This window comes from Microbulbifer maximicatervae (SeqCode), from assembly GCF_056231245.1.
The window spans coordinates 2,380,668-2,394,216 of the sequence record NZ_CP174334.1; the positions used below are offsets into that span (position 1 = coordinate 2,380,668).

The following is a 13,549-nucleotide window of genomic DNA, read 5'->3' on the forward strand; positions in this document are numbered from 1 at the left end:
GAAGGCGAGTTCAGTGCCAGTCGGATGTACCTAACTATAGGGAGAATCGCGTAGTGCTTCCTTCAGCCAGGTTACGAAAGCCAACACATTTCCATTTCTTGAATGGCGGCTAGGTATTAATGCGGAATAGGTAAGTCCCTCAATCCCTGAAAGCTTGGAGCCTCCTCTAAAAGGAACCAGCCATTGATTGCGCAAAGGATTTTGAACAAGAAGCGAACTTACTAGCGCAATACCCTGGCCAGCCAAGGCGGCCTGGATTACATGATGCTCCTGGTCAAACTGCCGCACGCGAATGCCATCAAGTTTTCTTTTGAGGAGAGTTTGCCAGTTCAGCGGTGGAAGTGATGAGTTGACCCATTTTGTTTCCAGAAGTTGAGCTTCAGAAATATCCCTAATCTGAGTCAGGTAGCTTGGTGCAGCGTAGACACCGATTGTTTCGGTGGCCAAGTGGAGAGCATTTTTTGTACTTTCATCATATTTCCCGTACCGAATAGCGATGTCGATACGTCTATCTCGCTCGATATCACTCACTTCTTCCCCGGTCACTACTGAAACAATGATATCTGGAAATTTCTGATAAAAATTCTCCAGATGGGGCACAAGCCACATAGCAGCAAAGCTTGAAGTCGTACTAACGGTCAGTGTTTTCTTTGAACACGTTATTTCACTCACCGTTTCAGTGAGCTGCTGAAAAATTTGAGACGTTGTTTGAGCGAGCATCCGCCCTTCACTGGTCAACTGCACGGCACGGGTTTTGCGCTCGAATAATGTTGTACCCAGGGACTCCTCCAAACCCTTTATCTGATGTGATACGGCTGTCGGCGTTATAAAGAGTTCTTCCGCAGCTCTCTTGAAACTGCCCAGTCTGGCGGCGGCATCGAATACTTTGAGGGCGTTGAGTGAGGGCAGGTTTGGGTACACCGATCAGAATCTCTTATAGATGAGTTTTCCTCATCTATAGGAAGAAATAACTCGTTTGTCAAGGGTACTCCCCAGCATCACCATAGATGAACCTTCAGGCGGTTTAGTAAAGGTTCCAGACTATGAAAACACTATTACATATTGACGCTAGTGCCCAGAAGTGGAGCGGCTTAGCAGCACCACAAGACAGTGCGAATATCCCCAGGCATACCTCAATCTCCAAAGCAGTTGCCGCAAGTTTTGTAAGCGGTTGGCTAGAAAAGAGACCCCAAGATAAAGTTATCCATAGAGATGTCGGTTTAAACCCGCCAGGCTTTATCAATCAAGATTGGATTGCCTCGGTTTTTACGCCTGAGGCGGATCGCACAGAAGAGCAGCAGTCCCTGGTAGCGCTTTCTGACATCTTGATTGATGAGCTATCCCAGGCGGATATCATTGTTATGTCAACTTCGATGTATAACTACGGCATGCCTGCCGCACTTAAGGCCTGGTTCGATCAAGTTGTTCGTATCAACAAGACGTTCACCTTTGATTTAGACCGTGGTGACTTCCCCTTAGAGCCTATTATGTCTGGCAAAAAGCTGGTGCTAATCACCTCTGCCGGGGAGTTTGGCTTTGGACAAGGAGGAATCCGTGAGCAAATGAATCACCTGGGGCCACATATCCGAACCTTAAGCCGCTATTTGGGGGTTGAGGAGTTCCATGAAATCAATGCAGAGTACCAGGAATTTGCTGATAAAAGGCACCGGGATTCGATTAAACGAGCTTTCCTCAAAACTCAGGAGTTAACCGCAACGTTGGCTAACTGCCTTTAAAGTTTGCCTGCCAAAGCCAGCTTGTCTCCCCAATAAAGTGGCCAGCGGCTTGTCAGAGTGGCCTCCCGATACTTACTATGGGGAATAGGCGCAAATAGCGTCTTTGCCAGCTCTCAATTTGTACTCGGGTACAAAAAAGTAAATAAGTATCTGAGGATTTATGAAGCAGCGGGTATTTGGCAATTCATCGGACAACAACGGGAATATTACTTTAGCCTCTGGGAACAATTGCCGGTTGATCAGGGTTCGCAGAGACTTAATACCGAATTACCACCTCTTGGTTTTTCCAAAATCCCAGGGAGAACCAAGTAAGGAGGAGGTTAGTGAGATGGTTTCACTTGGCATTGAGCATGCAAGAAGCATTGCCGAATCAATAGTCGGTGACCCAGAAGCCTATACTCTCCTTTACAGTGGTTATAGTGCTCGACGGGAAAAAGGCTGGCATATTCATATCGTATTATTGGGGAATCGATGGAGAAAGGCATGGCTTTATTTGGTATTGGCAGGGAAAAACACTTTACAAGCTACGGGTTTTCGGAAAGATGACGCTCCGAGGATTAGCCAATGAACCAAAATAGATGGCTCAACCTAATGGGGGCACTCAATCTTCCTGAATCCCTTCAGTGCTTCGAAAAGTTAGTTTCTTCGTATGCAGAGAATCATAGGCATTATCATACAGGGCATCACATTGATGCGATGCTGAAGCACTTTGATAAAGTTGCAGAGCTTGCCGAGCACCCCCATGAGGTCGAGCTGGCTATCTGGTTTCACGATGCGATTTACAAGCCTTTTTCCTCTAAGAATGAAGAAAACAGTGCTCTATGGGCAAAAAAGTTCCTGATCGATTCCGGGTATTGTCCCACAGGGGCGGATAGGGTGTACCAATTGATTATGGCAACCTGCCACAATTACACGCCAGTTAGTATTGATGAAAAGCTAATTATCGACATTGACCTAACGATCCTGGGTGCCAGCACAAGCGTTTTCGAAGCTTATGAAAAACAAGTCCGTAAAGAGTATCGGCTGGTACCGATTATGATTTACAAAAAGAAACGCAGGGAAATATTAAGGGAATTTTTGTCTCAGAAAAGGCTTTATCACACCGATTACTTTCACAGTCACTTTGATGCTCAAGCTCGTAGTAATATTAAAAGAAGTTTACAGGCCTTTTGACGTATTCTTGCGTGGTTTAAATGATAATTCAACTTCCCTTAAGGCTCGTCTACAACTATTGGATTCTGCTAACAGTGGTATTTTTGTGCACTATTACAAGCCTATCCCTGTTTCCGCTTCCCGAAGTACCCAATATACCCGGCACCGACAAAACCAATCACTTAATTGCCTATAGTGCACTGATGTTCCCCGTCGCCCTGCGCAGGCCTAGTTACTGGTGGCTAATAGGACTATTTTTTGTACTGTGGAGCGGTGGCATCGAGTTACTTCAACCTTATGTGAATCGAACGGGTGAGTGGTTAGATTTCGTGGCCAATACGGCGGGGATATTGAGCGGAGCGCTTATCGCTTGGATGCTGGGAAAATTTGGGCTGAGGGAGTACAAATCCTAAAAACCTGGGTTAGCTCAAGCTCCAGAACTTCTCCAAGTTGCCCGTTAATTGATCAGTGTTACGACAAACCGCCGGTTGCCAGTGCTCGGGGAAAAGCTGCCAATAAAAAGGTTCTGAAAAGCGGCTATCTGCCAGAATGATCACACCTTTATCAGATTCGGAACGTATAACCCGACCGGCAGTTTGCAGTACGCGAGTCATCCCTGGATAGCGGTAGGCGATGTCAAATCCATGGATGCCAGTGGTTTCCGCAGCATCGCGCTGTAGCTCCCGCTCAACATTAACTTGCGGGAGCCCAGTACCGACGATAATAGTGCCAACCAGCTTCTCCCCAACATAGTCAATGCCTTCACCAAAGATGCCCCCCATAATGGCAAACCCAAGGCTCTTGTTACCTTCGTTGAATCCAGACAAAAACTCAGCGCGCTCTGTCTCTCCCTGTCCCGGCAGCTGTTGTAACAAGAACACTTCCGGGAATCTCGCCTTAAAACTCTCAGCAACTTGCTCCAGGTAACGATAAGAGGGAAAAAATACCAGGTAATTTCCTGCGCGGCTGTAAAAGGTACGGGAAATAATGTCGACGAGGTTCTCTATTGAGCGGTCGCGGGCTTGGTAGCGCGTATCTATATATGGACACAGGAAGACACCCTGTTGCTGCGGCTGAAAAGGCGAGGGCAGTCTTAAGTAGGGCGACTCATGCTCTACACCCAGTTGACTAAATATATAGCTGGCTGGGCGCAAAGTCGCAGAGAAGAGTAAAGCGGCTTGGTTTTGCTGATAGGATCGCTGTAAAAACTGTGCAGCATTTAAACAAAGTAGCTTAATTTCCTGCTCCTGCCAGGGAGCATCCCGGTCAATCACCCGAGTGACGACTTTATGCTGATCGGAAAGCTCCTGCTCAATAACGGCGTAACGATAGACAGACCTTAACCACTCTGCTGTTTCTTCCGGGGGCGACTGAGAGCTTTCTATAAGTTGGCTGACCGTGGAGAGCACTTTTTGCACCGCTCGGGAAACCGATTCTGGATGCTCTTCTTCACCTGTTGCTGCAGTGACCCAAACTTCACCCCCTTCAAAAGCACTGTGGCTTTGAGCTACACCAACTTCTCGCAATCGCTTGATCCAATTATCAATTGCCCGAACCAGAGACTGGATACTTCTCTGCAATGTCGGAGAGTGCCCTTTGCAAGCATTAGCTGCACGTCGACTATCACGGCGGGACAACTTTGCACTGTACATTTCCTGGGCGCGGTCGATTAAATTGTGAGCTTCATCGATTAACAGTGCGCGGCGATTGCGCTGGTCCTGAAAACTGGTCAGGCGTACCAAAGGGTCAAATACATAATTGAAATCACATACCACCAAGTCTACCCAAGGCAATATTTGAAGGGAGAGTTCAAAGGGACAGATTTGCTGCTGATCCGCCACGTCAGCAATCTCTTTGGGAGTTAACTGGGGCCGGCCGAGCAGGGCATCCATTGCAACTGGAAGTCGATCATAAAATCCTTTTGTTCTCGGACAGATGCCGTCATCATCACGGGTACAAAGCCCCAGGTTACAGGCACAGGCTTTTTCCCTTGCTTGAATTTCAAGTAAAGATAACTGCAAACCACTCGCCTGAAGTGCCTCAATGGTTTCCCGCACCATTTGCCGACCGGAATTCTTTGCTGTCAGGTAAACCAGCTGATCCAGCTTTTCCTCGCCAATTGCCTTTATGGCTGGGAAGAGGGTACTGATTGTCTTGCCGGTTCCCGTGGGTGCTTCAGCCACCAGCTCACCACCGTCCCGGAAGCACCGGTAGGCTTCCACTGCCAGTTGGCGCTGGCCGGGGCGGTATTGCGGGAAAGGGAAAGCGAGCTGTTTCGCCGTATCAATAAGCCGTTGCCGATGTTCCTGCCAAGCCCTGCGCCAACACAAATATTTTGTGAGAGCCTCAAGAGTAAAGGCCTTAAGCTCACTAAAGCGGTACTCTATGCATTCTGGATAGGCCTTGCGCTCCTTGAGGTTATACCAGACAACTTTCAGGGCAACTGTATCTGTACCATCTGTAGCACCTTCATTTACCAAGTGGCAATAGCCGTAAATTTTTAGCTGGGCCCAATGCAATTCCTTAGTGGCTTCGGGCAACTTCGATGGGGGTAAATAAGTGGTCTTAATTTCATCCAGCTGAGCCGGTTTATGCAAATCACTTTTCGGATGAAAAATGTCAACCCGGCCGCTCAAAGTAACCTGTTGTTCCATCCAGTCTATTTGGGTCTTGAGCTTGTATTCTGCCTCAGCGCCTTTGGGCCGCTGATTTTGTAGCTTCTGATGAGCCCGAATCCCTTCCTGGGCAGAGGGCCCTGAAGTTGGCTCCCGAATCAAATCTCCGCTGCGGCAGGAAAAAGCGACTAGCTCTCCCACAGAAAGATTCAAAGTCTCAGCCGACTCTAAGCTATCCAAAGCTAGTGCCATTCCACATGAATTACGCGATGAGGGATCGCCTCTTCAGCAAAAAACGCCAGCCAGCGTTCTTGGTTTTTTTGTAAGCGATCCCCAGGACCTTTAACCTCCACGAGTTCATAGTGACCGGAGGGAGTAAAGCAAATAAGGTCTGGCAGCCCATTTCTATTCTGTGTGATATCACTGAGCATGCGAGTAAAAATTGAACGCCAATGACTTGGGGGGATTCTATCCAGCGCCTTCTCAAGTAGTTCTGTAGACAAAGCCTCCCAAGCAACTAAAGGGTTGGCCATACCTTGTTTCTCTGCAAAGGTAGCGAGGACGCGGGACTTCAAGGACTCATGCTCTATTTCGGCCAATCGCTGGGTGAATAGCGCTTGACGGGAATAGTAAAAATCCGCGGTGCGAAAATCAGCTGGGGCTACCTGGAAGGGATTGAAAAAAGCACCAGGCACAGGTGCAAATAGTATGCCCCAAATATAGAGGCCCAACACACCGGTGAATAGGGTGTTCTCTACATAAAAGCACTCACCACCGCTAGAACCTTCAAGGTGCTCTGCCACCAGCAGCTCAACACAGATTTCCCCCTGCGCCAAACTTATCACTTCAGTGGGGGCTTGGATTTTATGAGGTGCCTGCCAATTGTTGAGGCCTCCACTTCGTTTGGCTGTGCGGTAACCAAAGACAAGAGCAAACTCTCTTTCTGCCTGGTCCATAGGGGAAGCTATTATTTCCTCGCATATTTCCAATGCCAGAGTGTCGTACCCTTGCTTTACGGCAATGCGTGCGCGGCGCTCACGGGCGGGAGGGGTTTTACAAAGTTGATATAGTGCATCTGCCTGCTCAAGAGCATTGAGCCGCTCAAGCTGCCGTGCCAACTTAAGACGTATTCTGTCCAGCCGACGAGCCAGGGTTGAGTCACCATCAATACCTTCTGGCAGTTGAGCAGATAAGGCTATTATGGCTTCTGCATCTTCCAGTAATGGCTCTTCTAACAGCTCCAGGCATTGGTAGTAAAGCAGATACTGATCAATTTGTGCCCGACTTTGAAAGGGGAGATTTTTCTTATCCAGTGGATAGGATTCATAGCGATAAAGCCCAAGATCCCGTAATACATAATCAGTAAGGTCCTGGTTCAAGTTGCCAAAGTAACACAGTTTAAAAGTCTGGAAATGCTCAGCACCCTGGACGGCTAGTACCCTGTGCTGAGAAAGCAACTTCACAAACCAGTCACTCGAACTGGAGTCTTCAAGCAATAGTTGCTCGAGGGAAGGCCGGCTGAGAGACTTGTGTATACCCAAGTGTCCTGCCGCAAGCAATTCAGCTTTGGTAAATAATGGTAGATATTCTTGTGCCGTTAACACCGGATTAAAACAAAGTAGTCCAGCACGATCCAAAACAGCTGCAGCACTTTCAATGCACTCTATCTCACCGTAGTTAAGCTTCTCCAGGCGGAAAAGCGATCCTCTAGAGGAAGGCACTCCTTTACGGGACAGCAAACGCACATAGAGCCGCTGGCTATAAATATCCAACTCTTGGAAGGTTTTAAAAAATTTTTGCTCAGATGTGGTGATAAGCCAGGAATAATGTTGGCTAACAAATTCAATCAACGCTTTAAAGTTGTCCAGGTAGTAGCCAGTTGGCAATTCTATCGGTTGGGTCATGGCACAAGCGCTAGTTTTTCGATCTATCTATCGTTGATACCGCACACCAAATCCTTATGACGTGATATGCAAACAATGAGGCAGAGGTTACTCTTGAGCTGTATGGTTATACAGCAAGTTGGCCCGGTGAACAAACAACAATCCCAAGCTTTCTTCTTAGTTATTCAGCCATTTTTTCCTATGGCAGTTCCCTTGATGCTCATCCAGGCTTGCAGTCGAGGCTTATAAGCAGTCGCCCCATAAAATTTAACCAATAAGGGATTACCTCTATGAAAGTGACAAGTTCTGTGACTGCAGTCGCGCTATTTGCCGCCAGCATATCTGCTCTAGCTGATAATAATGTCACCCTGGTATTCCAGGAAGGTACTGGCAATAGTGCAACTTCTGATCAGTCCGATGGTACTGTGCATAACAACTTGATTGTTCAGACCCAAATCGGCGATTTCAATGACTCGGATGCAACCCAAACTACGGGCACTTCTGAAAGCACTATTGAACTGGTGCAGACGGGAAATTTGAATCAGGCCTCAGCAGTGCAACAGAATGCAACGCAGCTTACTACGTCCTCCCTGTCCCAGAATGGCAGTGATAATACAGCGACCTTACTGCAGGACGATGCTCAATTCAGCGCCTTCACGGGCACTCAGGCTGGAGACTTAAACGACATCCAAGTCCGGCAACAGGAAGATGTTACTTCCACCACACTTGTTGCATCTCAACAAGGAATGTCTAACACATTGGTTTTAGATCAGCGTATAAGGGTGGATAGTACTAGCGCCATGTTCACCCAAGTTGGTGACTCCAACTTCGCCAATATAGATCAGGATAGAGATGTAACCTTTACCTTTGCTATGGCCAGTCAGACTGGCTCTTCCAACTTTTTAGATATCGAGCAGGATGAAGTCACGACGACGAGCACTGCAATAATAACGCAGATAGGTGATTCGAATACTGGAAGAATAGAACAAGAAACTGATGTTTCAGCTGCTACTGGGATAGTCACCCAGATTGGTGACAATAATATTGCAAATGTGGATCAGGAGAATATTACCTCAAGCAGCGGTGAGGTAATGCAAACCGGCTCTTCTAATACGGTAAATCTTGATCAAGGGAACGAAAATATTGCCGCTATTGAACTTATTTCCTGCACCACTCTAGTAATCCAGGATGGTTCAAACAATACAGCACAAATAGATCAGGGGCAGGACGGGTCTTTGCTCACCAGTTCATTGATACTAAATCAGTTTGGCGATTCTAATTCTTCCCAGATTAATCAACATAGCGGTATTAGCAGCAGCATTCTTGCGACACAAAACGGTACTTCCAATACTCAAACAATCTCTCAGGTTGGCAGTGGTGAAATCGCATTAACCACGCAAACTGGCACAGGCAATGTAGGCAATACCTTCCAATAAAACACTAACTGAAAGAGGTTAAGGCTAGCGTAGATATTATTTAAAATATCTCATCACCTTTTGATATCGGTATACAACGTACCAAGTAAAAAATATCACTGAAATCCAAATCATAGTAATGATTTGGATTTCCAGTACCGACATATTGAACTCATGGATGACGGAGAAAAATTCAAATACGTCAGTGCAGATTAAAATAGGCAAATAGATACGCCAAGCATTTGAGAAGGCAATCCTTTTCGAGAAGGCCAATCCAAACAAAGCAACAAAAAATGCAATATAAACTAGCAGACTAAAAATCATCCACCAGATAGGGAGGTCCCACTCATCGGCGGTGAAGCCAAGATATTGGGAGTAGACTTCCAGCGGAGCGAGAATAAAAAGGAGTACTTTCCAACCTACACTGGGTTTGTAGTGTGGAATAGAGTCTGTAAGAGGGTTATCTGGTGTCTGATACATATCCTGCATCTCGAAACGTCCTTATTATTTACCACTATTCCAGATAGGCACCAATTACCAATCCGAAAGTTACTTCTCGCCATTCCCTGAGCTAAATAGAGGTGATCATTACTTACCAGTTAGGCTCTTTGACTATCAAAATTTGAACAGCGAGGATATTGTCTGCAGTTTCAAAGTCAATAGTTGGTACATATAGTTTATCGATAGTGTGAGGCAGCTCATCGCATAAATGTGACAACATAGCCTGCTTTTTCGTAGTGTTAGCAAGGTAAAGCCATGATGTCAATCTTTAAGCTCTGAATGCAAAAGACTAAACGATAATCGGCAAACTACTTCTACATTTGGTCTGCAGTAATTAATAGCCGGCAAAAATTGCTTATAAATGCACTTACCCATAGGATTGAAGTCGCCGACAGTTTTTAATTTCAAAGGCCAATAAAAGGGCAGAGCGTGCAAAATCCTTATCAAGCACCTGAGAGCGAACTCGATAATCGCCCCGCCGTCTATAGCCCTAGTGTAGGCTGGAAAATTGTCTTTTTTATCCTTCTACCACTGGAGCTGTATTCCCAATATACGGTCTTGACCGATGGCTCCACAGGCATCCCCTTTTGGTGGTTGGTAATCAGCTTGGTTGTTTCCTCCCTTTTCTACGTCGTACTGTTTGGATTAGCGTTTGCCAAGAGAATAGGATTCGAACAACTTTGGATCTTTTTTATTCCAGTTATAGTGCTTATCGATATTTTTGAATTTTCTTTACTCGCCATCAACTTAAACAAGCTCGGGGCAGGTGTAGCCCTTGTGATGGCAAGCACTGCGCCAATCATCTTGCTTAGATGGTATGTCGTATATAAGTATCAGAAGGTTATGAAATACTTTGCCTAAAGGATGCACCCCACCTCAATAAGGATTCAGAGCTATAGCTTTTCTCTAAACTTTATTCTTAGCATTTTGGCACTTTTGTCTTAGTGCAATTAGCCAGTACAGACCTAAAAATCAGTAGGTCACCAACTACTGCTCTTTCGGAGCCGGCTCTCGGCTATTCGTGGAAATACTTAAACTGGCAGCGAATGACCTGGATTGTTTGATTCAGGCAATTCGCAGGGAAGGTTACCAGCTCTTTGGCCCGATACTACATAACGGGGCTATTACCTATGGTGAGATTGAAACTTCCACAGATCTGCCCCAAGGATGGACGGATCAGCAAGAGGCGGGGCAATACCGGGTAGAGCGCCGCAATGACAACGCTTATTTTGGCTACGCCGTTGGACCCCACTCCTGGAAGCAGTTTCTTCAGCTGCCCCAACGCCAGCTCTGGAGCGCTAGCCGCTCTGGAGAGGATGTTCAGATTCTGGAAATTGAAGAGCCTCCGGTCAAGTTAGCGTTTCTCGGCGTTCGCAGTTGCGAGCTACACGCCATTGCTATCCAGGACCGTGTCCTCGCCCAGGGGGACTATGCCAACAGCAGCTATAAGGCACGTCGAGCGCAGCTGTTCACTATTGCTGTGGAGTGCACAACAGCAGCAAATACCTGTTTCTGTACCGCAATGAACACAGGCCCGCAGGTGCGACTGCCCAGTGATCTGGTAATCACCGAAGTTCTGACCTCCGATGCCCACTTCTTCCTCATACGCAGCGGCAGCCCTCAAGGCAACAGTGTATTAAAGCAACTACCCACTGTTGGCGCCTCAGAAGCGGAGAAACAAGAGGGGCAAGCTGCCGTTCAGCAAGCCGAAAATCAAGTGAGTAACGGTCGCCGCAGCTTCGACAGCTCTGACCTAAAGACGCTGCTTTATCGCAATTATGACAACCCCAACTGGGATAAAGTCGCGGAACGCTGCCTCTCCTGCGCCAATTGCACTATGGCTTGCCCCACGTGCTTCTGCTCAACCGTTGAGGACACAACAGATTTAACAGGAAATGAAGCGCAGCGCTGGGAGCGTTGGGATTCCTGCTTTACGGCTGAGTTGAGCTATTTGTCTGGCGGCCCAGTTAGGGCGGATACCCGCAGCCGCTATCGGCAGTGGATGACTCACAAACTGGCCACTTGGTATGACCAATTTGACAGCTCTGGCTGTGTCGGCTGTGGACGTTGTATTACCTGGTGTCCAGTAGGCATCGATATCACGGAAGAGATACAGAATATTCGCGCCCAGGAACAAAAATGAAAGTTGTCACCACCTTACTCAAGGAGCACCCTTTCTTTACCGGGTTGGCAGACAAGGACCTGGCATTCCTCTCCGGATGTACAAGCAATAGTCACTATAAAGAAGGAGAATACCTTGCCAGGGAAAACACTCCAGCTAACCATTTCTTCTTAATTCGATCTGGACGTGTCGCCGTAGAAACCTTTGTCCCCAACTATGGACCCCTTTGCCTTATGACACTGCATGGTGGAGATATATTCGGCTGGTCCTGGCTGTATCCTCCCTACTTGAGTGCTTTCGATGCCCGGGCCCTGACCTCAGTTCGCAGCCTTAAACTTGGCGGGCAGTGCCTCCGAGATAAGTGTGAAAAAGAACCGAGACTCGGTTTCGAGCTGATGAAACGGTTTACCAAAGTTGCTACAGAACGACTGCAGGCAGCACGAATACAGTTGTTGGACCTTTACGGGCCACATCCTTCACAGGGAATTCCTCGCTGTGATCCCTGAATTATGGCGTGTTACCCATCGGCGTGAAGAGTTTCCTGGCACTATCACTCTATCCCTGACACGAGAGGCTGGGGGCCCATCACCCATTCAGCCCGGGCAATTCAATATGCTTTACGCCTTTGGTGCCGGGGAAGCTGCTATCTCCTTGAGTGGTTCCAGTGCATCACCCGCTGAGCCACTTACCCATACGATTAAAGGCCAGGGGCTTGCTACCCAAGCGCTTTGCAAATTGGAAGTTGGAACGCAACTGGGCATCCGGGGACCATTCGGGCAGGGGTGGCCAACTCACCTGGCGGCAAATCGTCCCTTAGTGATTATCGCCGGCGGACTCGGGCTAGCGCCTTTACGACCCCTAATCTACAGCTTTCTTAAGGGGCACTTGCCGGCCAGGAGACTACAAGTTTTCTATGGGGCTCGTCGCCCCGAAGAAATGCTCTACCAGCCAGAGCTTGGTCACTGGCGCAGCTCATTTGAACTGGTGACATCTGTGGACCACGCCAGCACAGACTGGAACGGGCATATTGGTGTGATTACCGACCCTCTGCGTGTCACTCATTTAGAGTGCAATGATGCTTTAGTGTTTGTGTGTGGACCCGAGATCATGATGCGCTTTTGCATACAGGTTCTTCTCCATAAAGGTGTGACTGAATCCAATATCTATCTATCCATGGAGCGCAACATGAAGTGTGCCATTGGAATCTGCGGTCACTGCCAGTGGGGACCTAACTTTGTTTGTAAAGATGGCCCTGTCTTTTGCTACCGGGATATTCGCTCATGGTTTCAAATCAACAGCCTATAGCGAGTAGTAATCCTACCCCCAAGCTTGCCATCTGGAAGTTCACCTCCTGTGATGGTTGCCAATTGAGCCTATTGGATTGCGAGGATGAGCTTCTCTCTTTGGCAGCCCAGGTAGATATCGCCTATTTTCTGGAGGCCTCCAGTGAGGTGAAAGAGGGTCCTTTTGATATCTCTCTCGTCGAAGGCTCCATTACCACGCCATCAGATGAAGAGAGAATCCTAGAGGTCAGACGTCAGTCCCGCTTTCTAATCAGTATTGGCGCCTGTGCAACAGCTGGAGGGATTCAGGCACTTCGAAACTTTGCCGATGTGCAGGAGTTCACCGATGTGGTCTATGCCCACCCGGAATATATCGCCACTCTCAAGGAATCCACACCAATATCAGGGAGGGTAGCAGTGGACTTTGAGTTGCAGGGGTGTCCTATCAACAAGCATCAATTGCTTGAAGTAATCAGTGCATTCCTGCACCGGCGAGCCCCCCAGGTTGCCAATCACTCGGTGTGTATTGACTGTAAATTGCGCGGCAATGTTTGCATCTGGGTTGCCCACGGCACCCCCTGTATGGGGCCTGTTACACACGCGGGATGTGGCGCTATTTGCCCCAGTTACAACCGCGGTTGCTACGCTTGCTACGGTCCCAAGGAAAATCCCAACACCGAATCACTTTGCCATTGGTGGGATGAAAAACTAAATGTGGAAAATACTTTAATTGTTGAAAACCTTAGGAATTTCAATCCACTAGCACCTTCTTTTAAAGTACAAAGTGAGGATAGGCAAGAAGATGGGGAGCGTTAATCCCCCCCAAACATTGGTGATAAATC

Annotated in this window: 13 protein-coding genes; 9 read left to right on the forward strand and 4 right to left on the reverse strand. The window is 47.7% G+C overall.

The features are described from left to right. Positions 1-30: 30 nt before the first annotated feature. Positions 31-921, reverse strand: coding sequence for a LysR substrate-binding domain-containing protein (locus ACJJIS_RS10335; RefSeq protein WP_475710208.1), 891 nt, complete (start codon positions 919-921; stop codon positions 31-33). A gap of 122 nt (positions 922-1,043) precedes the next feature. On the opposite strand from ACJJIS_RS10335, the gene ACJJIS_RS10340 reads away from it, so the two are divergent. From ACJJIS_RS10340 to ACJJIS_RS10350, 3 genes are all read left to right on the forward strand, one after another. Beyond that, on the forward strand, positions 1,044-1,736 hold the full coding sequence (locus ACJJIS_RS10340) for an FMN-dependent NADH-azoreductase (protein WP_445361867.1): 693 nt from the start codon (positions 1,044-1,046) through the stop codon (positions 1,734-1,736). Positions 1,737-2,300: 564 nt separating this feature from the next. Beyond that, a complete protein-coding gene (locus ACJJIS_RS10345; protein WP_475710209.1) occupies positions 2,301-2,909 on the forward strand; it encodes an HD domain-containing protein in 609 nt (202 codons plus the stop codon). A gap of 20 nt (positions 2,910-2,929) precedes the next feature. Continuing rightward, positions 2,930-3,301: a VanZ family protein gene (locus ACJJIS_RS10350; RefSeq protein ID WP_475710210.1), complete on the forward strand. Its 372-nt coding sequence runs from the start codon at positions 2,930-2,932 to the stop codon at positions 3,299-3,301. 9 nt (positions 3,302-3,310) lie between these two features. Here ACJJIS_RS10350 and ACJJIS_RS10355 read toward each other — a convergent pair whose 3' ends face one another. Then, positions 3,311-5,743: an ATP-dependent DNA helicase gene (locus ACJJIS_RS10355; protein WP_475710211.1), complete on the reverse strand. Its 2,433-nt coding sequence runs from the start codon at positions 5,741-5,743 to the stop codon at positions 3,311-3,313. 2 nt (positions 5,744-5,745) lie between these two features. Beyond that, positions 5,746-7,407: a VRR-NUC domain-containing protein gene (locus ACJJIS_RS10360; RefSeq protein WP_475710212.1), complete on the reverse strand. Its 1,662-nt coding sequence runs from the start codon at positions 7,405-7,407 to the stop codon at positions 5,746-5,748. 269 nt (positions 7,408-7,676) lie between these two features. On the opposite strand from ACJJIS_RS10360, the gene ACJJIS_RS10365 reads away from it, so the two are divergent. Further along, positions 7,677-8,822, forward strand: coding sequence for a hypothetical protein (locus tag ACJJIS_RS10365; protein WP_475710213.1), 1,146 nt, complete (start codon positions 7,677-7,679; stop codon positions 8,820-8,822). A 36-nt stretch (positions 8,823-8,858) separates the two neighbouring features. Here the strand turns inward: ACJJIS_RS10365 and ACJJIS_RS10370 are convergent, their stop codons facing one another. Next, complete coding sequence (locus ACJJIS_RS10370; protein WP_475710214.1) at positions 8,859-9,290, reverse strand: hypothetical protein; 432 nt, start codon at positions 9,288-9,290, stop codon at positions 8,859-8,861. A gap of 441 nt (positions 9,291-9,731) precedes the next feature. Between ACJJIS_RS10370 and ACJJIS_RS10375 the strand changes: the two genes are divergently transcribed. The 5 genes from ACJJIS_RS10375 to ACJJIS_RS10395 all read left to right on the forward strand — a co-directional run bounded on the left by ACJJIS_RS10375 (position 9,732) and on the right by ACJJIS_RS10395 (position 13,523). After that, positions 9,732-10,163, forward strand: a complete 432-nt coding sequence (locus tag ACJJIS_RS10375) for a hypothetical protein (RefSeq protein ID WP_444913780.1) — start codon at positions 9,732-9,734, stop codon at positions 10,161-10,163. Positions 10,164-10,323: 160 nt separating this feature from the next. Then, complete coding sequence (locus ACJJIS_RS10380) at positions 10,324-11,445, forward strand: 4Fe-4S dicluster domain-containing protein (protein WP_475710215.1); 1,122 nt, start codon at positions 10,324-10,326, stop codon at positions 11,443-11,445. Continuing rightward, on the forward strand, positions 11,442-11,930 hold the full coding sequence (locus ACJJIS_RS10385) for a cyclic nucleotide-binding domain-containing protein (protein ID WP_282932825.1): 489 nt from the start codon (positions 11,442-11,444) through the stop codon (positions 11,928-11,930). Before ACJJIS_RS10380 ends, ACJJIS_RS10385 begins: the two co-directional genes overlap by 4 nt. Then, entirely contained in the window at positions 11,920-12,729 is an 810-nt protein-coding gene (locus ACJJIS_RS10390; protein ID WP_475710216.1) for an FAD/NAD(P)-binding protein, read from the forward strand. The genes ACJJIS_RS10385 and ACJJIS_RS10390 overlap by 11 nt, the downstream gene beginning before the upstream one ends. Beyond that, entirely contained in the window at positions 12,705-13,523 is an 819-nt protein-coding gene (locus ACJJIS_RS10395) for an NADH-quinone oxidoreductase subunit B family protein (protein ID WP_475710217.1), read from the forward strand. Before ACJJIS_RS10390 ends, ACJJIS_RS10395 begins: the two co-directional genes overlap by 25 nt. The last annotated feature ends 26 nt before the right edge of the window (positions 13,524-13,549 follow it).

Excerpts from the sequence above, each read along its gene's own strand:
- ACJJIS_RS10340 (WP_445361867.1), top strand. The coding sequence starts at position 1,044 with ATGAAAACACTATTACATATTGACGCTAGTGCCCAGAAGTGGAGCGGC.
- ACJJIS_RS10345 (WP_475710209.1), top strand. The coding sequence starts at position 2,301 with ATGAACCAAAATAGATGGCTCAACCTAATGGGGGCACTCAATCTTCCT.
- ACJJIS_RS10350 (WP_475710210.1), top strand. The coding sequence starts at position 2,930 with ATGATAATTCAACTTCCCTTAAGGCTCGTCTACAACTATTGGATTCTG.
- ACJJIS_RS10360 (WP_475710212.1), bottom strand. The coding sequence starts at position 7,407 with ATGACCCAACCGATAGAATTGCCAACTGGCTACTACCTGGACAACTTT.
- ACJJIS_RS10365 (WP_475710213.1), top strand. The coding sequence starts at position 7,677 with ATGAAAGTGACAAGTTCTGTGACTGCAGTCGCGCTATTTGCCGCCAGC.
- ACJJIS_RS10370 (WP_475710214.1), bottom strand. The coding sequence starts at position 9,290 with ATGCAGGATATGTATCAGACACCAGATAACCCTCTTACAGACTCTATT.
- ACJJIS_RS10385 (WP_282932825.1), top strand. The coding sequence starts at position 11,442 with ATGAAAGTTGTCACCACCTTACTCAAGGAGCACCCTTTCTTTACCGGG.
- ACJJIS_RS10395 (WP_475710217.1), top strand. The coding sequence starts at position 12,705 with ATGGTTTCAAATCAACAGCCTATAGCGAGTAGTAATCCTACCCCCAAG.